The organism is [Clostridium] aerotolerans DSM 5434 (assembly GCF_000687555.1).
GTDB lineage: Bacteria > Bacillota > Clostridia > Lachnospirales > Lachnospiraceae > Lacrimispora > Lacrimispora aerotolerans.
Genome location: NZ_JHWJ01000016.1, coordinates 81,441 through 103,479, shown reverse-complemented (window position 1 = coordinate 103,479; position 22,039 = coordinate 81,441). Strand labels below are relative to the sequence as shown.

Below are 22,039 nucleotides of genomic sequence, written 5' to 3'. Positions count from 1 at the left end.
ATGAAAAAACTGATCGAAGCGGAAGGAATTGTAAAAGTATATGACCAGGGCGGGGAAGCTCAGACAGTACTTTCTGGTGTGTCTCTGGAGATAGGAGAAGGAGAATTTGCAGCAGTCATGGGTCCCTCTGGTTCAGGAAAATCTACTCTGCTTTATGTATTAAGCGGAATGGACCCAGCTGATGGCGGAACCATTACCTTTGATGGCAGAGCGTTAGATGGCCTTTCAGAAGATGCGCTGGCGGATTTAAGGCGCAGTAAAATCGGCTTTGTCTTTCAACAGCCCACTCTATTAAAAAATCTAAATATTCTTGATAACATCTTACTCCCTACCTTAAGGGACCATAAAAAGGATTCCCAAAGGCTTAAAAAGAGAGCCAAAGAACTTATGGATGGAATGGGAATCGGGGAGCTTTCCCAGCGGGAAATCACCAAAGTATCCGGAGGACAGCTCCAGCGGGCAGGAATCTGCCGGGCCCTTATGAGCCAGCCAAGAATCATAATGGCAGATGAGCCCACCGGAGCCTTAAATTCCAAAACTGCTCAGGAGATCATGGATATCTTTGAAAGAATCAACAGGGAGGGAACGGCCCTGTTACTGGTGACCCACGATCCCAAAGTAGCAGCCAGGGCAGGAAGAGTCTTATTTATGAGCGACGGACAGATCGTAAATGAGTTAAGGTTCCAGAATAAGGACGAGATGGCCCAGGAAAAGAATCTCCTTGAAGTAATGGAGAAAATGAAGGAACTTGGCATATAAAAAAGTTTGGGTTTGACAGCAAAAACATGATGTAGTATGATGCTTAAGAAGGGCAGTGCCCTTAAAAGGAGATCAGCATGAACTTTTATTTAACAGATAAACCAACAAGAATATTCAACTCTGTACAATCCATACCGGTGAAACATTGTGCAGAGTATAGCGTATAAATCAACGCCATAGGATTTCATCGGGAAACATAGCCATAGCAGGAATAAAAGTATCATTTCCGCTATAGCTTGTTTTCCGTGTGTCATTTCGCGTATGAAAAGGCTGAGGACAATGTTTTGTCCCCAGCCTTTTGCACTTATATTACCATTGGCCCTTTCAGGCCAAAAGGCAGAAGGCAGATACCATTGTGTATCTTTGTCTTCTGCCTTTTTTCGTTTATACGCAAGCCATAAGAGAAGAAAGGAAATGAATTAGCATGAGTTTATTAGAAATTGAAGGATTAACACATTCTTTTGGAGATAACCTGCTTTACAAAGAAGCAGAACTGACCTTAAACAAGGGAGAGCATATCGGCATTGTAGGTCAGAATGGAACAGGAAAAAGTACACTCATTAAAATCTGTACGGACCAGGTGGTACCGGATGCAGGCCGGGCTTATTGGCAGCCTGATATATCCGTAGGGTATCTGGATCAGTATGCAGAAATATTAAAAGAGGTAACTATCATTGACTTTTTAAAGTCTGCCTTTAAAGAACTTTATGATATGGAGGAAGAAACGCTTAGGCTCTATGAAAAAGGAGCTAAGGGCAGCCTGGATGCCTTAAGTGTGGCAGCCCGGTATCAGGAGGAGCTTGAGAGAAAGGGGTTTTACTCCATTGATACCAATATTTTGCAGGTAGCCAATGGACTGGGGCTGACTGCGGTGGGACTGGAACGTTCCATTCATCAATTAAGCGGAGGTCAAAGGGCAAAAGTGATTCTTGCTAAGCTGCTTTTAGAAAAGCCGGATGTGCTTCTTTTAGATGAGCCCACCAACTTCCTTGATAAAGAGCATATTGCCTGGTTATCGGATTATTTGTCTTCCCTGGAAAATGCTTTTCTTGTAGTATCCCATGATTATGGGTTTCTGGAAAGAATCGCAAATCGAATCTGCGATATTGACAATCTGAAAATAACGAAATATTACGGCACTTATTCCGAATTCTTGAAGAAGAAATCACTTCTAAGAGAGGATTATATCAGGCAGTATTCCGCCCAGCAAAAAGAGATTAAGAAGACAGAAGAATTTATCCGTAAAAACATTGCCGGAAGAAAATCAAAGATGGCACGAGGACGTCAAAAGCAGCTGGACCGCATGGATAAGATGGAGGCATTGAATCAAAAAGAGAGAAAGTCATATTTTAACTTTCCACAGCTTCCTGTTACCAATGGGGAGCATCTGACTGTGAAAGATCTGGTTGTTGGATATGATGCTCCTGTTTTGAGAGATATTCATTTTAGCTTAAAGGGAGGCCAGAAAGCAGTTATTACGGGCTTTAATGGAATCGGTAAATCCACATTGTTAAAAACCTTAATGGGCCAGATTCCGCCTCTTGATGGCTGTTACCGATTTTCAAATCAGGTGAAGGTGTGTTATTTTGAACAGGATTTAAAATGGGAAAATGATAGAAAAACGCCAATGGAAGTAGTTTCGGATAAAAATCCAGCCCTGACCATAAAGGAAGTAAGAGAGCATCTTGCCCGAAATGGAATATCCAGTAAACATGCCATGCAGCCCATAGGAACCTTAAGCGGAGGAGAGCAGACAAAGGTTAAACTATGCTTACTCCAGTTTGAACCATGTAACTTTTTAATCCTCGATGAGCCTACCAATCATCTGGACGCCCAGGCAAAGGATTCACTGAAAACAGCTTTGATTGATTTTTCGGGCACGGTTTTACTTGTTTCCCATGAGCAGGCATTTTACTGCGACTGGATTGACCAGGTGATTAAAATAGAGAAATGATAAAAAGAGGGGCATTGTAAAATGAATGTTGACCACAGGTCATATCCTGTTGATTTTTTCATTTTACAATACCCCAACAAATAACATAATCCATAAGAATAACTAAAAAAAGAGAAGATACCGTGGTGTTTTTTTCTTATACTCCACGTATTCATCACCAAAAATCCGGGGTAAATAAGCTTCTTCCTCTAAAATCTGCAAATGCATAAACAGAACGCCTGCAGCAGCCATAACAGTGATTACCACTCCTGGCATGGCCAGAGCAGAGCCGATATATAAGAGATCGAAGCCCACAAAAGCAGGATTCCTGCTGATGCTATAAACGCCCCTTGTAACCATGGAGGTCTTCTGGCTTTCGTCGATTCCGGCCCGCCAGCTGTCCCTCATGGTAGTAATGGCAAGTATAAAGAAGAGGACTCCGAACCCAGCCAGGACTATACCCAGCCAGCGAAGGGACGTGGGCAGTTTCAGTGGGAGTAAATATCTCTCCAGAAAAAATCCGGCATATTGAAATACTGCCATTCCGTAGGTGATGAGGAGCAGACCGGTTTCTATGATAGCTGTTTTCTTTGGTTTGCTTCCCTTTGCCAGCCGGTTTGTGACAATCCCTTTTTTTCTGAGAAGGATCTGCTTTGCAAAGTATGCAATGTAAAACGTGGTAATCAGTATAAATAATAAATATCTCATTATCATTTTCTCACATCCTGACTTTGTATTTTGGATTATTATAACACAAAAGGAGAGATTGTACGATTAAATTGGTAGAAGAAATGTTTCAGGATATCAAACTTAATATTATTTTATTGTCTTTAAAGGAGAAGAGTATGTATAAAAGAATGAAACAGATTTTTGAAAGACCAGCTCTTTACTTAAAATCAGAAGCTGCATTCTGGAATGAGGAGCATATTTCTAAGCAAATGCTGAATGCGCATCTGGATCCTGATTTCGAAGGTGCCAGCAGAAAAGCAGATTTTATAGAGAAATCAGCCCGTTGGATCGGTGAGCTGTTGCCATCTAATAAGTACCATAAGCTTCTGGACCTTGGCTGCGGACCTGGATTATATACGGAACGATTTGCCAAGATGGGATATCAGGTTACTGGAATTGATTTTTCAGAGAGGTCCATCGATTATGCAAAGAAAGCGGCCAAACAACGGGGACTGGATATCTCATATCATTGCCAAAATTATTTAAACATGGATTTAGATATGATTTTTGATGTGTCCACTATGATATATTGCGACTACGGTGCGCTGTCAACCGAAGACAGGCGGTCATTAAGGAATTATGTTTACCAGCATTTAAATGCCGGTGGCAGATTTTTATTTGATGCGTTTTCTATGGAATTTTACCATCAGTTTAAAGAGGGAACATCATGGGAGCTTTGTCCTGAGGGTGGCTTTTGGAGTGGGGATGAATACATGTTATTTCAGGGAAATTATAAGTATGAGGGGTATGTGACACTGGAACAGAGGATTCTGATGACGGATGATAAAATTACACCCTACTATTTGTGGAATACCTGTTTTACAAAAGAATCCTTAATTCAGGAAGTGGAAGAGACAGGGTTTAAGGTGATTGAGGTCTTTGGAGATGTTGCAGGAGATGAATATCATAAGGATAATACTACCATGGCAATACTTTTAGAAAAATAAGATTTAGGCAATATCATCCAAGAATATTATTTCTCCCTATAGTAAAAAAAGATAGTAATATAGTGGTTAAAATATTCTAAGATTTATAAATGAATCTTGACTTTTGATGCCAGATTGTTTGTAATATCATTAGAACATGGAGATGGTATACTTACTGCCCAGTGAGGCAGACAGATGGATTTAACGATTGGAAAGGAGAAGGCATATGAATGTGAAGAAAGAATTGGAGCAGATGACCGGAGGGGGAGAGGGCTTGTATTTTAACGATATTGACCTTGACCCAGAGAAGATTCAGGCAGTTATGATTAATGAAGTTGTACCATCCGATCCCAGCCAGGATTTTTATGGACAAGCAGATGCCGATTATTTGAAAACAACGATTCCACTATTTCAAAATGCTAGGGCAAAGGCTTCAACCATTGATGATATTTTAAAGATGGGGATCTACATTACCAATGCCGTCAAGACTCCAAAATCCCAATACACCATTGAAAAGAATGTAATAGAGGACCATCTTCCATATTTAGAAAAGGAGCTTTCTTTGTTTCCCAATCTTAAGGTAATTATGCTTATGGGTGATGTTGCAAAGAAAGCCTTTAATAAAATTGCTAAAAAACAACAAAAAAGCATGTAGTACCTTCTATGGCCACTTATAAAATAAGGAGCAGCGAATTTTATTACGGCAGCATACGGGTCATGCCCTCCTATATTATGACAGGGGGAAACTTATTAATTGAAAAATCAAAAATGCAGATGACCACGGAAGATATTGCAACGATGTTGGATATTATAAAGTCAGAATTATAAATAAATGCTCAAAAAACACCATTTTTATTAATTCCAGTGATATATTGCCGATATGAAATAGTAGAGGAATTATTTATCATTTCGCAGAATAACCCAGGAAAGGGAGTGATAATATATGTCGAATTTTAATATTAGCAAAATATCTGGAAATACAATTCAATCTTACATACAGAAAATAAATGTCAATGGTCCAGATTGGGAGAAGTTCCCCCATAAAGGAATGGAACGACCACCAGAAGCCGAATTTGATGGTCTGATCGATAATCTGGCGAAGGAGCTGGCAAAAGCAAATTTTCAAAATGACAGCAGCCAATATGAGAGTCTGAGTTCAGAAGGCGATAAACTGAAAGCACAATATATCTCTGTCGTTTCACCAGACCGGAAGACCATGGCAAAGAATGCATCTGAGATGATAAACCAATATCGTTCCAAGGCTAAAAATAAAGAGTCAGAAAAACCCTTGAATCTCATTGATTATTTAAATAAAAAAGATGGAATCGGGGAATATCATGATACCGGGATGAGACGCTATATCACTAAGTCAGGCACCACAGTGGATATATACATGAATGATATAGAGCAGGATTCCTATGAGATAAAGGACAGCATGTCAGGACAGCCGGTCATGGGTTATAACTCCAATGGATGGAGTATTCAATATACTCCACAGGAACAAAGCATGCATTTAAACTTTGTTTCCAAACTGACGAAAGCTGAGAATCGGTATTACAAACAATATGTAGATGGTGATTCCTTAAGCATTGGGCAGGAGATGGAACCTTCCACAGAACAAAAAAACAGAGTGGATTATCTCGCATAAAATATTACAACAAAAAGCAGGGGCTTGTCTCAAAACAAGCCCCTGTTTTTTGTTGCATTCAGCAAGTTGTCATCTGCTTCGCTTTATTATTTCATGTTATGGTAACTGAATTAATAGCTATATGTGACGCGGACGATTGTCCCCCTGATGGTAAAACCATCCGCACCGGTATAGTTGCTTAATACACGGCCCTGAATCTGAATGTGATAAGTACTGTCAGCATTTAAACCATTTAGTACCGGTGTATTACAGGGATTTGAAGTGCTGGGCGCTGAAGTTACCCAGAAATTAAAGAATCCAGACCCTTGTCCGCCGCAGAATACCTGTACTTTTTCAATGGCTGTAAACTTTCCTTGAGAAATATTACTTTTTGATGGATTCCATGCCTGGATGTTGGTGATTTTCGCACCAGTGGGAATACCATTGAACTTAAAGGTAGGGCTTGTACCTACAATGGTTCCTGTTGCATTGTTAAAAAGCCTTGCTTCCACTGTACCAACGGTAGCATCTTTGCTTGCAGTAGCAGCTCTGGCCGCTGCAAGTGTTTCTGTACCAACTAAGTCTGACAGATTAAAATCCGTATACCCGATTCGGGTTCCAGAGCTCGCGGTGGTATCGGAAGCCCATGCGGATGCTGCAAAACTTAGGGTAATAACCATACTTAAAAACAGAGTAGATAGCTTTTTCATGTAAATCCTCCTTCTTATGCAGCTTGACAACTTGCTCTTTATAAAAATATTTACTTACAACCGAGACTCATAAGATGATGGATTATAATATTAGTATAAAGAGCCGTGGAGCAATTATCAAGTTTTTGGAGGATTATTCCAATAAGGAATAACTTTATAAAATCTTCAAAATTATTGGTTATCCTATCTATATCAATCAATAGAAAGGACTGAAATCAAATGGATACGATTTTAAAAACTACAGATCTTTGTAAAAAATTTAATGGACAAATGGCAGTTGACCAAGTATCCCTGTGTATACAAAAAAACTCTATTTATGGTCTGCTGGGGCCCAATGGTGCTGGAAAATCTACAACTTTAAAGATGATAACCGGAATCATGAGGCCGACCTCAGGATCCATTGAATTTAATGGTACGGAGTGGTCTAGAGAACATTTAAACGACATAGGAGCTTTGATTGAAATGCCGCCCCTTTATGAGAATCTCACTGCATACGAAAATTTAAAGGTCAAAACAACTTTGCTTGGATGCAGTGATAAAAGAATAGAGGAAGTGCTTCAGATCGTTGGCCTGACCCATACAGGAAAGAAAAGAGCAGGTCAGTTTTCCCTTGGCATGAAGCAGCGGCTTGGAATCGCCAATGCCTTAATCAGTCAGCCAAAGCTTCTTATTTTGGACGAGCCTACCAACGGTTTAGACCCTATCGGAATTGAAGAGATGCGAACGTTGATCCGATCATTTCCCGCTAAGGGAATTACGGTGATTCTGTCAAGCCATAATCTATCAGAAGTACAGCAAATCGCCGATCATATAGGGATTATTGTAGGTGGCGTCTTAGGCTATACCGGTAAAATAGATACGAAAGAAGATTTAGAGAAGCTTTTTATGGAGGTAGTAAGAGAGAATCAAAAGGAGGAGAGAACAAATGCTTAATATGATAAAGGCGGAGCATCTTAAGCTGAAACATACATTTGGAATATTTCTTCCAATCATTGCCCCATTAATGGTTATGTTTCTTGCACTATTCTTTACAGGTGGTTTTGATCGGGCGTTTCAGGCAGGGGCATGGAATTGGTGGTATACATTATTTCTTCCTGGAATGCTATCCATTGTATGTTATCTTTGCATTAAAAAAGATAAAAAAATGAAATATCATCATATCTTGTTGCTGCCTTTCGCTCTGGAGAAAAGCTGGCTGGGGAAAGTTGGATATTGTATACTTGTCCTTCTGTTCTCAAATTTTATGATGCTAATTGGAACCTATGTAGGAGGAGTTATATCTGGTTCCAACATTTCACTTTGGCCCGGGAGTATCGCTGCGCTATTGTTAACCCTTTCCTACATGTGGGAAATTCCTTTGTTCCTGTTTTTAAGTGCGAGGTTTGGAATGTTTGCCAGCATATTTACCAGCATGGTGATGTCTATTCTTGGTACCGTTACACTGCCAAGCAGCAGCTATTGGTGGGTATACCCACCTTGCATTCCCATTCGCCTCATGTGTCCAGTATTAGGAATTTTTCCAAATGGGATTCCGATGCCAATTGATAACCAACTTTATAATACAAATGTAATAATTCCCGGAATATGCCTGTCTTTGATATGGTTTCTTGGAATATCACTCTGTACAACGTTTTGGTTTAAGAAAAAGAGGGAAGCATAATGATTGCATTTTATAGATGTCTAAAGTCTGAGTTACTAAAGGTCAGGCACATGTATTTTTGGCTTTGGCATATTGTAATTCCGATATCGATTTCAGGAGTATTTCTTGCTTATAGTGCATCTGTCCCAAGAAATGCCTATGGCATGGTGGAAGCTTACGTTCAGGTTTTGGGAATTGGTTTTCCTTTTCTCATTGCATTATTTAGTGTCATGGTTTCTGAGCAGGAGATGTCAGCGGGACATTATCAGATTCTCCTTTGTTCTCCAAAAAGATTGCCAGCATTTTTAAGTAAATTAATGTTTCTGTTTTTAGCAGGAGTATTGGCTGTCTTCTTTGCATGTTTTCTTTTTGGTGCAGGTTACACCTTTCTTTTGAAGCGATCTCCAGTCAGTATTTTGTTCTACGGAAAGGCATCATTGATACTGCTGGCAAGCTGCTTCCATTTATATATTTGGCATTTGTTTTTGTCCTTACGCTTTAACAAAGGCTTATCTATTGGAGTAGGGATTACAGAAAGCCTGATTTCTGCTCTGTTCCTTACTGGGATGGGAGATGGGAGATGGCAATATACTCCTTGCTCATGGTCTTCTAGATTCGTGACATATGCCCTTACAAAAGAGAAAGGCTTGTCATTGATAAATTCGGATTTTTATCTTGGGATTATTCTTTGTATTATTACAACAATTGCAGCTTTCCTATTATTCTGTGTTTGGTCATGCAGATGGGAAGGGAAAAATACCAGTGATTAACTTTACTTGGAAATAGAGAAAGGTTATAATTTCTGCAGAAAGGAAGTGATAAGTATGGGAAATATCCTGGCAGTTGATGACGAGGAAGCCATTCTGGTTATGATACAGAAAATCTTAACGAGAGACGGACATATGGTAACAACTATTTCAGAACCAGCTGACGTTAAGCAGCTTAATCTTTGCGGGTTTGATTTGATTTTATTGGACGTGATGATGCCAGGAGTGGATGGTTATACCCTCTGCAAGGAAATACGTTCCTATGTGGACTGTCCCATCTTATTTCTAACTGCAAAAGCAGAAGAAAGTAGTTTAGTAAGTGGTCTGGAAGCAGGTGCAGATGATTATATCTTAAAGCCTTTTGGAAAATTAGAGCTGCGTGCAAGGGTATCGGCTCATTTAAGGAGGGACCGAAGAGAACATACTTCAAGAATTACGTTTTCCAATTCTTACTTTAATCTATCAGGGAAACAGCTTATCGTTGGCGAGGTGACGGTTCCTTTAACAAAGGGGGAATATCAGATATGTGAATTTCTGGCCCGCAGCCCAGGCCAGGTATTTTCCAGAGAGCAGATTTATGAAAAGGTATTTGGATATGATGGGGAAAGCAATGACAGCACGATTTCAACTCATATTAAAAATATTCGGTTAAAATTAGAGAGCCTGAATTATGCACCGGTGAAAACGGTATGGGGGATTGGATATAAATGGGAAGAGTAAGGAAAGAAAGAGAAATTCCGTTAAGCCTGTTTTATTTAAAATATTTTCTGTATTTATTTTTTGGTGTGATCGCAATCTGCATTGTGCTATTCTTGATTTTTAGCAGTTTAGATCGTTTTGGTCTCATCTATTATGCTAACTATGCAGAAAAACAGGCAAATGCTTCCTTTGATAAGATACGTACGGCAGATAAAGTAAGCGAAGATATGATTCCTGAATTAAACCAGTATATCATTTTTACCTTAGATGGGCGTGTTAAAGATGGAAACATTGAGGCTGGAGAAATTGATAGAGCTTGGGAGGCAGTACAGGGGAGCACGTCAGATATAAAGGGGAATTATTACAAAGTTATTCCAAGGGATCAGGAATATTGCGTGCTAAGATATAAAATCATTCCCCAATATCGATCAGAAACCTTGAGAAGATACCTATTCCCCCCGGAAACTCTCTTTGGAGTGACTGTAATTGCATGTATTCTTTCCCTTGTAATAACAACAGCACTCCGTTTTGGACATGTACTCAGAAAAAAGCTAAATACCCTAATCTCAGCCGCAGATCACATACAGCATGAAGACCTGGATTATATGCCGGAAAAAGGCAATATCAAAGAAATAAACAAGGTCTTGTCTTCCATGGATAATATGCGTCATGCCTTAAAGCTTTCTCTGGAAAGTCAATGGAGTATGGAGCAGTCAAGAAAAGAGCAGATATCCGCGCTGGCACATGACTTAAAAACACCCCTGACATTGATTCGGGGAAATGCAGAAATATTATACGAAACAAATCCTACGGACGAACAGTTGGATTGTATCGGTTACATTGAAGAAAGCTCTCTGCAAATACAAGAGTATGTGCAGATGTTAATGGAAATTAATAAGTCTGGTAATTTGGTATCTCCAAAGCTGCAAAAAGTTGACATAAATGCTTTTTTACAGGAGGTCCAAAAACAAGCAAAAGGATTATGTATGGGGAAGGATATTCAGTTATTATGGGAAACCAACCATACAATCCCAAACATTACAATAGACCCAAACCTATTAATGAGAGCATTAAGTAATGTTTTGGCAAATGCAACAGAATACACTCCTTCTGGTGGGAATATTACCTTTATGACTGAGGAGGAGAACGGTTACCTAAGACTTTCAATCCGGGATACAGGAAGCGGTTTTTCTCCGGAAGCACTGAAATATGCCGCGACTCAATTCTATATGGATGATCAAAGCCGCAATTCAAAATCCCATTATGGTATCGGACTTTATGTGGCGGACTCTGTGGCCAAACAGCATGGTGGACGGCTTATTCTGGAAAATAATAAGACGAAACAAGGGGCAATCGTAACCATAGAGATACCTGTGTAGCTTCATATGAGGACTGGTTATAAATAGAATACATCTATAGGGGTTACCTCCGCAGCATGAAACGTTGTGCATCATGGGCCAGGGAGATTTCCTATAGATGTATTGAGTGGAACTATTAAATATTAGAATTCTATCCTGCGGACAGGAATCCAGATCTCGCTTTTATAATCGGTTCTATTGGTATCAGGACTCTCATTCCATAATAATTCAGGTCCTCCTGTCATTTCGTAACCGGATGCCGGGAACCACTCAGCATATATTTTAGACCAGGTTTCCTGTATGGCATCGGGAAATATACCAACCACGTTAAACACCGCCCAGGTTGAAGCTGCAACAAGAAGTATGTCGTATCCGCTTGATACTGCTTTAGATGCTGCTACGCCAATATATTGGTCAAGCTGGGAGTCTTCTGTGGTTCGCTCCTCAAAATTGGCCGATACACTAAGAATACCTTTTGGTTCCACATCGCTTAAGCTTTTTAGCTCTGCGATCACTTGTGGAGTCAATTTCTCTACGATTGAGTCCATCTGTGGATTGATGCCTTTAAACTTCATCGTAATCCTTTTTTTAAATCCAACGATATAAAATTCATTTTTCTCTATGATACGGTAATTCATCTCTATTCCACCTTTAATTGTTAATTGAAATGTCATTGCGGGAAACACTATCAGGCTGGTATTCTCTTTTTTTGCCTGAGATGGAGTAACTCCATGCATTGCTAAAAAAGCCTTGCTAAAAGCTTCTGGTGATTCATAGCCAAGTTCTAATGCTAAATCAATGATTTTAATTGGTTTGGTCTGCAGCAGAATACCTGCGGTTGACAACCGTCTGCGGCGAATGTATTCTCCTAAGGGCATTCCTGCCAGAAAAGAAAACATTCTGCGAAAATGGTATTCGGAACAACCAGCTATGTGTGAAATCTGGCTTAGCTCAATATCACACATCAGGTTTTTTTCAATATAGTCCATAGCTTCATTTAACCGAGCTAACATATTCATTCTTGATTCCTCCTTTAAAGCCATCTTACATGAGAACTCAACACAAATCCTGATATTATTGTTGCGGATAATCACAGGTTACGAACATTTACAATTAGATATGATATTTTATACGATATCTATTGGAAACATTAGTTGTTTTTGGAAAGAGATAGAGCAAAAATTAGAAAATTATGGTATAATAAAAATGATATATTTTAATTTCAATATAAATAAAAAAGAAAGGATATTTTATGAACATAGGTAGAGAAGTGGGAGATGTATTACACTTTAGTGAGCAATTAGACATACTTCATAAGCACATTACTTTAAATGAACTGCCAGTAAAGAAAAGAGATACCTTTGACGAACAGTGTATTTTCCTGGAAGAATATTTAGGTGAAGATAATTATAAAAGAGTTTATAAAAAGATGCGAACCTTAAATATATTGTCTGGTATTATGGCTTTTCCTATACTGCTCCTGATCATAGGTGTTATCGTTTACAGTAAGTTAAATAAAGATGTTGATATCTTTGCATTTATCTTAAATAATACGTTTCTTTGGATAGGAGCAGGAGTGCTGCTTGCTGTCATTGTTATAGTGTCACTGTTATTTTACATAACGAAAAACAAACTTTATAATAACATATATCCAGAGTTGAAAAGTAAGCTTCATATAAAATAATGTTTGTGCCATTACATGGACTGCACGATCTGAATATTGAAAAAGAACTTCAAGTATGGTAATAACCATATCCAATGATTTTTCAATACATTCAAGTCGTGCAGTTTTTTTAAATATGCTCGCTTTTGATTCCCAACACCAGATAATGTATGACAGGAGTCCTTTTAAACAGTTCAAACAATATTACAGTTAAGATGATTTCCATCACCAGTGCGACAAGATAATTCATCACCGCTGGCATATTGCAATAATAGTAAAGTAAGTAGCAGATTGTGATTACAACTGGATAGTGAATAACATATAAACCGAAACTAGATTTTGTCATATATCGGAAAAATCTTGTATTTGAATGGAACCAGGCCTTTCCGCATCCTAAAATAGTTAAAGTCATAATCCACAGATAAATATTCGTAAAAAAGCTTTGCAAGCATTGGGGAGAGGTATAATCCTCTCCAAAATAATAAATAACATATAAAACTCCGAGAATGACAGCGGAAATAAGCAGGGGAATAGACTTCATTTCTACAGAGTCCTGAATATTGTCATGGGAAAATACAAAATAGCCCAAGAGAAATGCCATAAAATAGATACCAAACCGATACATGGTAAGCACAGGCATATTGAGTATCTGGGCGGCTCCCCAGATCGGAAAGGCAAGCAGCAGAACCATAACAAAATTGGCTTTGCCACAAAAGTTCCATATTTTATCGTTTTTATCCATCTTATGAATGAAAGTAATGAACAAAGAAAATAAAAACAGCATTTGTATAAACCACATAGGGCCAACTCCGCTGATAGCAAAAATTGGATAACGAATGGAGGCAGGAATGTAGTCTAGACCTCCGCCAACCTTTATGTTTACATAACCAGTTATCCAGTGATATACAAATAACCCCAAGGTAGAAGGAATAAGAAGCTTTGTAACCCTATCCTTTATAAATTGTTTATAAGAGCGTTTTTCCATGGAATATCTTGCACTGATTCCGGCAATTACAAACAAAAGTGCCATAAACCAAGGATAAATGAAGTAGGAAAGCGCATTAAAAGCTGGAACACTTTTATTACTGCCGACTCCTCCCAAAACACCTACATCGTTGAAGAGATAACAGACATGATAAATTAAGACAAGCAATACCGTTGCCCATCGAATATTATCGAGATAATATCTTCTCATACAGGTCCCTCCTCATCAAAGGAAGTACCTCCAAAAATTTTAGCGGCGTATTTCATAAAATCACTTTTAGGAGGTATGGCTATGCCTCGCTTTTCATCTCCCAATAAAATCAAAGTGTCTCCAGGCTTTATATCAAAAATATCTCTTGCCTCTTTCGGTATAACAAATTGGCCTTTTTCACCAACCTTAACAGTCCAGGCAAATTTTCCTTTAGGTTCATTCATATGAAATACCTCCATGTATAAAAAGTATGATTTGTTATACTTGTCATACATGAGAGCAAGTTCATTTGTCAAATTTATTTTTCATTCAAGTAAAGGAGCCATTGTTTCATAACTGAGCACCCAGTCATTTCGCAACAGCTCCTTTTTGAACGGTTTACTATGTATCAGAAATTCATTGACACATCTTCCTAAATTCATCAGCCACAAACTGTACCTGGGTTCCCACGATTACCTGCAGACTGTTTTTACCAGGTCTGATCACTCCGGTTACTCCCGAAGATTTTATCACCTTTTCATTTACCAGTGCCTGATCTTTAATTTCAAGCCTTAATCGTGTAATGCAGTTATCAATGCTTGTAACATTGTCCTTCCCTCCAAGGCCTTCCAAAATGATTGCTGCAATCTGGGTATAATCATTATTGGAAAGGGTTATTTTTGCTTCATCTGGATCATCATCTTCTCGTCCTGGAGTCTTGAAGTTAAACTTTTTAATCGCAAAACGGAATATAGAATAATAAATTGCCGAATAAGCAAGACCCAGTGGAATGATGTAAAGCGGATTCATAGCCATCGGAGCTTTAAAGCTTAAGACCCAGTCAACAAAACCAGCACTAAAGTTAAATCCAGTACGCACCGGAAGCAAAGAACAGATTGCCAAAGAAATACCCGTCAGGATTGCATGGATCAAATATAGACCTGGTGCAAGAAACATAAATGCGAATTCCAATGGCTCTGTGACTCCTGTAAAGAAGGAACATACGGCAGCTGCCAACAATAAACCATAGACATTTTTCTTCTTTCCAGGCTTTGCGGTATGGTACATGGCAAGAGCTGCCCCCGGAAGGCCAAACATCATAACAGGGAAGAAGCCAGTCATATACTGACCAGTCTGACCTAAGGTGCCGGTTCCTGCCCAGAAGTTTCCAAGGTCATTTACGCCAGCAACATCGAACCAGAATACAGAATTCAGAGCATGGTGAAGTCCTACCGGAATCAGAATACGGTTTAAGAAACCGTAGATACCTGCTCCTACAGCTCCCATACCTAAAATACCTTTACCAAATGTAACAAGTCCCGTATATACAACGGGCCAAACAAAAAACAGTACCAGACAAGCGACCAGTGAGACCAGTGCCGTTACAATAGAAACCGAACGCTTTCCGCTAAAGAATGCCAGAGCATCCGGTAGCTTCGTATTTTTGAACCTGTTGTAACAGGTGGAACCGATGATTCCTGATACGATACCAATGAATTGGTTGCTGATTTTTCCAAAAGCAGCATTTACCTCGGTGACATCAATACCTTTTAGCATGGCAACAACTCCTGGTGATAAAATCGTTTGAATCATCAGCCAGGAAACAATCGCTGCCAAAGCCGAGGTTCCCTCGTGGTCGTCAGCCATTCCCACTCCGACACCTATGGCAAATAAGACGGCCATGTTATCAATAATGGCTCCCCCAGCCTTAATCAAAAAAGCAGCAATGGCACTATTGGCTCCCCAGCCCGTGGGATCGATCCAATAGCCAATTCCCATTAAGATGCCTGCTGCAGGCAGACATGCCACCGGAAGCATTAACGATTTCCCCAGTTTCTGTAAATACTTCATAAAGTAACTCCCTTCCTTTGTCCTCCCGGACATTTTTTATCCACTCCTGCATGATTGCAGGTTTAGATTTCACCCCTTAAAAAACTTTTCATTCTACCAATTCTCCTCTATCTATAACTCAATGATTGGCTCCAGCTCTTTTACCTGCATCCCACTATGGCATACCATATGGGGATAGCTCGATGGATTGCAGACAATAACAGGCGTTATCAAATCATAACCAGCCTCTTTGATTGCCTTTCTTTCAAACTCCAGGAGAAGATCTCCTTGCTTCACATGGTCTCCCTGATTTTTAAAAGAAGTATAATAGTTTCCTTTTAGACGAACCGTATCTAATCCCACATGGATAATTACTTCAGCGCCTTGTTCTGAGGTAACGCTGACTGCATGTTTTGTTTCAAACATAACTGACACAACGCCGTCAAACGGTGCCACAATTCTTCCTTTTTCCGGAATGATAGCAACGCCTTTCCCCAGAATTTCCTGACTAAATGCAGGGTCATTTACTTCGCTTAGAGGAACCACCTTTCCCTCCACAGGCGCCAATACCTTATCTCTCTCTTTTTCGTCGCCTATAAAGAGCTTTTTCCATGAATCAAACATATAAATTGTCCTCCTCTTAAACACCTAATCTTTTGATGTGAATTGCCAGACATGCAATTTCCTCATCTAATAACTGATAATGAAATGTTTCTAAGATATAATTCGTGACCTTAAGACTGCACTCATATTCAGCCGGGTACATCTGAGAGATTGCTTGGCTAAATCGCTCATCCAAATAGTTTATAGAATTTTTGGTAACAATTCTCTGAGAAAGAAACCTCAAATGGCTGATAAACTGCTGATAATTTAAGGATGCCTCATTTAGTTCTCTGGAAAAATGCTCTTTCACAAGCTTCACCACACCTCCGATCAGATTGGTGATTCCAATGGTATCCCGCATGGCACTATTGAGTTCTGCATTTACGATATGAAGAGCAATTGATCCCGCTTCATCCACCGGCAGCTTGACCCCGACCTTCCGTTCTATTAAAGCGATGGCATATTCTCCAATCAGATACTCCTCTTTATAAAAGGTCTTTATTTCATGGATGAGAGGGTTGGAAAACTCAATGTTCTTTTTAAAACGATGGATAGCAAAATTAATGTGATCCGTCAGTGTTATGTAAATATTTTGATTCAGACTTCTGTTTAAAACACTTTTAGCGTAGGTGATGATCTCTGTGGAAACCTGAAGATGCTCCAGTGGTAAATTTACAAGAAGCTCCTTAAATTTATCCATACTGTTCTGGTTGTCTAAGTGATACACTTTATTAACCTTATCTTCCGCAATGGCTTTTCCTGGTTTTGTACCGAATCCAATACCCTTGCCAATGACAATTACTTCTTTTCCATCAGAATCCAGCGCGCTTACTATGTTGTTGTTGATAATCTTATCAATTTTCATAAACCCCACCTGTGAATAAAAAAAACCAATCTTAATTTAGAAAATAGAATTCTTTTTCTAAATTAAAATTGGTTTTGCCTGTTTGTCAGTAACAACCCATTACAATATTAACTTTTTTTTAATATATCAGTTCCTTTGTAAAAAGTCAACAATTTAATTTTGGTAAAATGGTATTATTCATACTCATTGCACATATTATGCCTGGAAACTTCATTGTTTGATCCATTTTATTAACCTTGTCATTAAAATATACTACTTTTATTAAAATAAATTTGGAACGAATAGCTGCCAATGTACTTAACAAATAAAAAAGCCCAGAGCCTTATAAAATCAAGTTTTTCGACCACAATTCTATCGGAAGCGGCAGCATTCGAACCCACGAGCCCTTGTGGACAACCTTTTTTATACAGGTCTCCTTTATGTCTTTACAATAATTGTAAAACGATTACCCAAAGCGCTTACTGTACTTTGGCTAATCATGTTAACCTTGTGATATACGATCGAATGCAATATAATTTATTGTTATAGTATAAAGAGAGAGGAATGTATAAACAATGGTATCAACAATTTCTTTATCGTGCATGGCATGAGCTTTTGCACGTTAAAATAAATGAAATTATGGAGAATAATCATGAGCTTTAATTTAATTGATATAAGGAATTGGCCGCGTAAAGATTATTATAATCACTATATGCACGGGTTACGTTGCACTTATAGCTTAACCGCTAATATTGATATAACCGGTATGAGAGCGGCGTTAAAAAGTATGAACAAAAAAATATATCCGGCGCAAATATATATGCTTACAACAATTGTTAATCGGTATCAGGAGTTTCGCATGAATATTGATGCTGATGGGAATTTAGGGATTTGGGATGAGCTAAGTCCGAGCTACACCATTTTCAACAAAGAAAAAGAAACATTCTCAAGCATATGGACGATGTATAGCACTTCTTTTATACAGTTTTATGAACACTGTATCTCTGATATCGCCTGTTATTCAAGTGCCGCGAATCTAATGCCGAAACCTGATGGACCACTCAATACGTTCAATATATCATGCTTGCCTTGGACGAGTTTTACGGGATTTAATTTAAATGTATACTCAGATGGTTCCTATCTGCCCCCTATTTTTACGATTGGTAAGTTTATTGAGCAGGATAAAAAGGTTTTGATGCCATTAGCAGTACAAGTTCATCATTCCGTATGTGATGGATTTCATGTAGGGCGATTTATCAATGCGCTGCAAGAATTGGCAGACAATTATAACGATTGGCTCTATAAGTAATTTTCACAGATTATCTTAACACCCCCGCGTGAACCCTATGGTTTGCGTGGGGGTGTTGTTAGTGGATATGCTTTTACTAAATTCAACCCAGTCCTTGCATAGAAATAAAAATGGTGATAAAATATAGTTAACCCAATCATATATTAACTGTATCATGTAAATGAATTCGAGGTAAAAGTATGTCTGATCATTACATTAAGGTATCAGGTGCAAGGGAGCGAAATTTAAAAAATATAAATATTCTGATACCCAAAAAAGAAATAACAGTTTTTACAGGTGTTTCCGGTTCAGGAAAATCATCTTTGGTATTTGATACAATAGCGGCAGAATCACAAAGACAGCTTAATGAGACCTACACCAGTTTTATCCGTCACCGTTTGCCACACTACGGAAAACCCGATGTGGATACCATCGAAAATTTGTCCGTCGCCTTTATTATCAATCAAAAAAGATTAGGCGGTAATGCCCGGTCAACGGTTGGAACAATTACTGATATTTATTCTGTATTACGTTTGTTATTTTCCAGAATTGGAGAGCCATTTGTCGGTTATTCCGATGTTTTTTCATTCAACAATCCATCGGGAATGTGTGAACATTGCGAGGGTTTGGGGAAAATGGAAACCATTGATATTGAAAGGCTGTTAGAAAAGGATAAATCCTTAAATGAGGGCGCTATCCGTTTTCCAACCTTTGAACCTGGCGGTTGGCGATTGACCCGTTATATTCATTCAGGCTTTTTTGATAACGATAAAAAATTGAAAGACTATTCTGCCGAGGAGCTGGAACTACTACTTTACGCTGACGGAATCAAGATTAAAAATCCTACACCAGAATGGCATAAAACCTCATTATATGAGGGTCTGATTCCCCGCATTGAGCGGAGCTTTCTTAAAAAAGAAGATGGCGAAAAAGTCAGATACGGAAAAGAAATAGAACGCTTTGTTGTAAAACAGGACTGTCCCCACTGTCACGGAACTCGTTTAAATGATAAGGTGTTGTCTTGTAAAGTAAATGGTAAAAATATCGGGGAGTGCGCGGATATGCAGATTAGTGAGCTTCTTGATTTTGTCAAGTCCGTCCATACTCCCGTGGCCGCTACAATTGTTTCTGAACTTGTGAATCGGATGAATCACATGGTATCCATAGGACTTGGCTATTTAAGTTTAAGCAGAGAAACATCTACACTTTCGGGCGGGGAGTCTCAAAGAATTAAAATGGTTAGCCAGCTTGGCAGTAGTCTGACTGACCTCACTTACATTTTTGATGAACCGAGTATCGGACTTCACCCTCATGACATAAGCAAAATGAATGAGCTTATGAGATTATTGCGTGACAAAGGGAACACCGTTTTAATCGTAGAGCATGACCCGGACATGATAAACATTGCAGACCATATTATTGATATGGGGCCAGGTGCGGGAACCCGCGGTGGGGAAGTTGTATATCAGGGAAATTTAGATGGGCTAAAGACGGCTGGTACTCTAACGGGGAAATACTTATCCCACCTCCCCAAACTAAAACCGGAGATTCGTGCACCGAAAGGTTCTCTTTCCATTCAAAATGCAACCATGCATAATTTAAACAACTTATCAGTTGAGATACCAAAAGGAGTCATGACTGTTGTAACCGGAGTCGCCGGTTCAGGAAAAAGTACGCTTATTAATGGGGTATTGCCACGGTTTTATCCAGAAACGGTTTTTATTGACCAGAAAGGAATTCAGGCGTCAAAACGTTCCAACATTGCAACCTTTACAGGTATCTTTGATATTATCAGAAAATTATTTGCAAAGCAGAACGGTGTAAGCCCCTCCCTATTCAGTTTCAATTCAAAGGGTGCCTGCCCTGCCTGCAAAGGTCTGGGAGTTACTTATACAGATTTGGCGTTTATGGATACAATTGTTACGGTATGTGAGGAATGTCACGGAAACCGCTATACGGATGAGGTGCTTGCCTGTCAGCTCAGAGGAAAAAGTATATCCGATGTTCTTAAAATGACGGTAACAGAAGCCTTAGAATTTTTTCAGGAAAAAGAAATCGTAACGGTTTTAAAACGACTATCAGACGTTGGTATCACGTATCTTTCTTTGGGACAACCATTAAGCACCCTTTCAGGTGGTGAATTACAGCGAATTAAACTCGCTTCCCAGCTTGAAAACGGTGGTCAGATTTATGTTTTGGATGAACCGTCAACAGGCCTTCATATGGCTGATATAAAGCAATTGATAGGTGTAATGAACCGCCTTGTAGAACAAAATTCCACTCTTATTGTCATAGAACACAATTTGGATATTATTTGTCAGGCAGATTGGGTGATTGACATAGGCCCCTATGCAGGTCAGAATGGAGGTAAGATTATGTTTACAGGATTACCAAAAGATCTGGTTAACTGTAAGGATTCTCTAACTGGAAAGCATTTGAAGAAGTATATCAATGAAACATAGGAGGTTGGCTTAATGGCTAAAAAAGAATTAGAGGAAAGTTATGTTCCCTTTCAATGTATGATTGTATCAGATTCCAATCGGTTCAATGTGGAAGGTGTTTCAACGGCACAATACTATATACTGGATACACTGGATAAGCAAGGGCCAAAGACCACGAAAGAACTTGCTGAGATGAGAGGTATCACACAATCTGGTATTTCAAAATTAACAAAGCGTTTGCTGGAAAAGAATTATATTATTCAGGAAAGGCAGACCAGCGACCGCCGCTCATACAATATTGTTCTTTCCAAAGAGGGGAAAGCTTTCTTGGATCGTGTTGAGGATTTTGGAAATGAAATTATGAACCTGATTGAAGAAGCATTAACAGAGGAAGAAGTACACGCTTTTTCCATGATGTGCAAAAGGATAACCAGCTTAAACGCAGAAAAGCAGAAAATGGAACCATAGCTGGAGGTTTTGCCTGCATCCCAGCTACCGCCATGAGGATATATACTTAGTTTGACATAAGCTATTGCTTTCTTTTATAAAAAATTGATTTTGTGTTACAATAATGACATTATCCTATGAAACAGAACAGTTAGGGAGGGAACAATGAAAAAAAGACCCTGGCATTTATGGCTCATCGTATTGTTTGTGGGCTTCATGTATCTAATGGGCATATATGATTTTTTTATGATGCTGGCTCACAACGAAGATTACTATGCGGTTCATCATTACGGTCAGGCGGTGGTGGAATATTTCACAAACTATCCGGCTTACTATATGGTGTTTTGGATTGCTAATTTACTGGCAGGTATTTTAGCGCCCATCACTCTGATTTTTAACGCAAAATGTGCAAAATGGCTTGCGCTCATATCTTGGGTTGCGGACTTGATATTGCTGCTGTTCACCTTTACATTTAGAAACAGGTTGGCAGTTTTGGGGATAGGTGTCGCCGTATTTGATATTTTTATCCTGCTCATGACTTTAGGGCTTTATCTTTATTGCAGGATCATGGAAAAGGACAATCAAATCAGCCTTTAGGACGA

At 39.0% G+C, this 22,039-nt stretch carries 24 protein-coding genes; 16 read left to right on the top strand and 8 right to left on the bottom strand.

The window, feature by feature from the left end; all coding sequences use genetic code 11:
- Together T546_RS25725 and T546_RS0118970 are read left to right on the top strand one after the other, a co-directional pair.
- Nucleotides 1-759 carry an ABC transporter ATP-binding protein gene (locus T546_RS25725; protein WP_026892990.1) on the top strand — a complete coding sequence of 253 codons (759 nt, stop codon included), beginning with the start codon at nucleotides 1-3 and terminating at the stop codon, nucleotides 757-759.
- Nucleotides 760-1,183: 424 nt separating this feature from the next.
- On the top strand, nucleotides 1,184-2,713 hold the full coding sequence (locus tag T546_RS0118970) for an ABC-F family ATP-binding cassette domain-containing protein (protein ID WP_026892989.1): 1,530 nt from the start codon (nucleotides 1,184-1,186) through the stop codon (nucleotides 2,711-2,713).
- Nucleotides 2,714-2,815: 102 nt separating this feature from the next.
- Here the strand turns inward: T546_RS0118970 and T546_RS0118965 are convergent, their stop codons facing one another.
- Entirely contained in the window at nucleotides 2,816-3,406 is a 591-nt protein-coding gene (locus T546_RS0118965) for a methyltransferase family protein (protein ID WP_026892988.1), read from the bottom strand.
- 131 nt (nucleotides 3,407-3,537) lie between these two features.
- On the opposite strand from T546_RS0118965, the gene T546_RS0118960 reads away from it, so the two are divergent.
- The 4 genes from T546_RS0118960 to T546_RS0118950 all read left to right on the top strand — a co-directional run bounded on the left by T546_RS0118960 (nucleotide 3,538) and on the right by T546_RS0118950 (nucleotide 5,995).
- Nucleotides 3,538-4,368: a class I SAM-dependent methyltransferase gene (locus tag T546_RS0118960; protein ID WP_026892987.1), complete on the top strand. Its 831-nt coding sequence runs from the start codon at nucleotides 3,538-3,540 to the stop codon at nucleotides 4,366-4,368.
- Between the two features lie 205 nt (nucleotides 4,369-4,573).
- Nucleotides 4,574-5,002 carry a uracil-DNA glycosylase family protein gene (locus T546_RS24020; protein ID WP_330371961.1) on the top strand — a complete coding sequence of 143 codons (429 nt, stop codon included), beginning with the start codon at nucleotides 4,574-4,576 and terminating at the stop codon, nucleotides 5,000-5,002.
- 8 nt (nucleotides 5,003-5,010) lie between these two features.
- Nucleotides 5,011-5,175, top strand: a complete 165-nt coding sequence (locus T546_RS26535; protein ID WP_330371960.1) for a hypothetical protein — start codon at nucleotides 5,011-5,013, stop codon at nucleotides 5,173-5,175.
- A gap of 220 nt (nucleotides 5,176-5,395) precedes the next feature.
- A complete protein-coding gene (locus T546_RS0118950) occupies nucleotides 5,396-5,995 on the top strand; it encodes a hypothetical protein (RefSeq protein ID WP_166429839.1) in 600 nt (199 codons plus the stop codon).
- Nucleotides 5,996-6,105: 110 nt separating this feature from the next.
- Here T546_RS0118950 and T546_RS0118945 read toward each other — a convergent pair whose 3' ends face one another.
- Nucleotides 6,106-6,684, bottom strand: a complete 579-nt coding sequence (locus T546_RS0118945; RefSeq protein WP_026892985.1) for a hypothetical protein — start codon at nucleotides 6,682-6,684, stop codon at nucleotides 6,106-6,108.
- 219 nt (nucleotides 6,685-6,903) lie between these two features.
- Between T546_RS0118945 and T546_RS0118940 the strand changes: the two genes are divergently transcribed.
- The 5 genes from T546_RS0118940 to T546_RS0118920 are packed head-to-tail and all read left to right on the top strand — an operon-like array spanning nucleotide 6,904 to nucleotide 11,168.
- The gene (locus T546_RS0118940) at nucleotides 6,904-7,617 is read left to right on the top strand and encodes a lantibiotic protection ABC transporter ATP-binding protein (RefSeq protein WP_026892984.1); all 714 of its coding nucleotides are present in this window, start codon (nucleotides 6,904-6,906) and stop codon (nucleotides 7,615-7,617) included.
- Nucleotides 7,610-8,344 (top strand): lantibiotic immunity ABC transporter MutE/EpiE family permease subunit, encoded by a 735-nt coding sequence (locus T546_RS0118935; protein ID WP_026892983.1) that lies wholly within the window; start codon nucleotides 7,610-7,612, stop codon nucleotides 8,342-8,344. Before T546_RS0118940 ends, T546_RS0118935 begins: the two co-directional genes overlap by 8 nt.
- Nucleotides 8,344-9,093 carry a lantibiotic immunity ABC transporter MutG family permease subunit gene (locus tag T546_RS0118930; RefSeq protein WP_026892982.1) on the top strand — a complete coding sequence of 250 codons (750 nt, stop codon included), beginning with the start codon at nucleotides 8,344-8,346 and terminating at the stop codon, nucleotides 9,091-9,093. Before T546_RS0118935 ends, T546_RS0118930 begins: the two co-directional genes overlap by 1 nt.
- 54 nt (nucleotides 9,094-9,147) lie before the next feature.
- On the top strand, nucleotides 9,148-9,810 hold the full coding sequence (locus T546_RS0118925) for a response regulator transcription factor (protein ID WP_026892981.1): 663 nt from the start codon (nucleotides 9,148-9,150) through the stop codon (nucleotides 9,808-9,810).
- Nucleotides 9,798-11,168 carry a sensor histidine kinase gene (locus T546_RS0118920; protein WP_026892980.1) on the top strand — a complete coding sequence of 457 codons (1,371 nt, stop codon included), beginning with the start codon at nucleotides 9,798-9,800 and terminating at the stop codon, nucleotides 11,166-11,168. The genes T546_RS0118925 and T546_RS0118920 overlap by 13 nt, the downstream gene beginning before the upstream one ends.
- A 122-nt stretch (nucleotides 11,169-11,290) precedes the next feature.
- On the opposite strand, the gene T546_RS0118915 is transcribed toward T546_RS0118920, so the two are convergent.
- The gene (locus tag T546_RS0118915) at nucleotides 11,291-12,166 is read right to left on the bottom strand and encodes an AraC family transcriptional regulator (RefSeq protein ID WP_026892979.1); all 876 of its coding nucleotides are present in this window, start codon (nucleotides 12,164-12,166) and stop codon (nucleotides 11,291-11,293) included.
- Nucleotides 12,167-12,399: 233 nt separating this feature from the next.
- Between T546_RS0118915 and T546_RS0118910 the strand changes: the two genes are divergently transcribed.
- Entirely contained in the window at nucleotides 12,400-12,831 is a 432-nt protein-coding gene (locus tag T546_RS0118910; RefSeq protein ID WP_026892978.1) for a DUF6097 family protein, read from the top strand.
- Nucleotides 12,832-12,940: 109 nt separating this feature from the next.
- On the opposite strand, the gene T546_RS0118905 is transcribed toward T546_RS0118910, so the two are convergent.
- The 5 genes from T546_RS0118905 to licT form a co-directional block, all read right to left on the bottom strand.
- Nucleotides 12,941-14,005 carry an acyltransferase family protein gene (locus T546_RS0118905; protein ID WP_026892977.1) on the bottom strand — a complete coding sequence of 355 codons (1,065 nt, stop codon included), beginning with the start codon at nucleotides 14,003-14,005 and terminating at the stop codon, nucleotides 12,941-12,943.
- Nucleotides 14,002-14,229, bottom strand: a complete 228-nt coding sequence (locus tag T546_RS0118900; protein WP_026892976.1) for an AbrB/MazE/SpoVT family DNA-binding domain-containing protein — start codon at nucleotides 14,227-14,229, stop codon at nucleotides 14,002-14,004. The genes T546_RS0118905 and T546_RS0118900 overlap by 4 nt, the downstream gene beginning before the upstream one ends.
- Before the next feature lie 172 nt (nucleotides 14,230-14,401).
- Nucleotides 14,402-15,835, bottom strand: a complete 1,434-nt coding sequence (gene nagE / locus T546_RS0118895) for an N-acetylglucosamine-specific PTS transporter subunit IIBC (protein ID WP_034599993.1) — start codon at nucleotides 15,833-15,835, stop codon at nucleotides 14,402-14,404.
- 111 nt (nucleotides 15,836-15,946) lie between these two features.
- Nucleotides 15,947-16,438, bottom strand: a complete 492-nt coding sequence (locus T546_RS0118890) for a PTS sugar transporter subunit IIA (protein WP_026892974.1) — start codon at nucleotides 16,436-16,438, stop codon at nucleotides 15,947-15,949.
- Nucleotides 16,439-16,454: 16 nt separating this feature from the next.
- Nucleotides 16,455-17,282 (bottom strand): BglG family transcription antiterminator LicT, encoded by an 828-nt coding sequence (gene licT, locus T546_RS0118885; protein ID WP_026892973.1) that lies wholly within the window; start codon nucleotides 17,280-17,282, stop codon nucleotides 16,455-16,457.
- 631 nt (nucleotides 17,283-17,913) lie between these two features.
- Between licT and catA the strand changes: the two genes are divergently transcribed.
- From catA to T546_RS0118860, 4 genes are all read left to right on the top strand, one after another.
- The gene (gene catA / locus T546_RS0118875) at nucleotides 17,914-18,570 is read left to right on the top strand and encodes a type A chloramphenicol O-acetyltransferase (RefSeq protein ID WP_026892972.1); all 657 of its coding nucleotides are present in this window, start codon (nucleotides 17,914-17,916) and stop codon (nucleotides 18,568-18,570) included.
- A 179-nt stretch (nucleotides 18,571-18,749) separates the two neighbouring features.
- Complete coding sequence (locus tag T546_RS0118870) at nucleotides 18,750-21,011, top strand: ATP-binding cassette domain-containing protein (RefSeq protein WP_026892971.1); 2,262 nt, start codon at nucleotides 18,750-18,752, stop codon at nucleotides 21,009-21,011.
- A gap of 12 nt (nucleotides 21,012-21,023) precedes the next feature.
- Entirely contained in the window at nucleotides 21,024-21,458 is a 435-nt protein-coding gene (locus T546_RS0118865; RefSeq protein WP_026892970.1) for a MarR family winged helix-turn-helix transcriptional regulator, read from the top strand.
- Nucleotides 21,459-21,602: 144 nt separating this feature from the next.
- Nucleotides 21,603-22,034 (top strand): hypothetical protein, encoded by a 432-nt coding sequence (locus T546_RS0118860; protein ID WP_034599949.1) that lies wholly within the window; start codon nucleotides 21,603-21,605, stop codon nucleotides 22,032-22,034.
- Nucleotides 22,035-22,039: the final 5 nt, after the last annotated feature.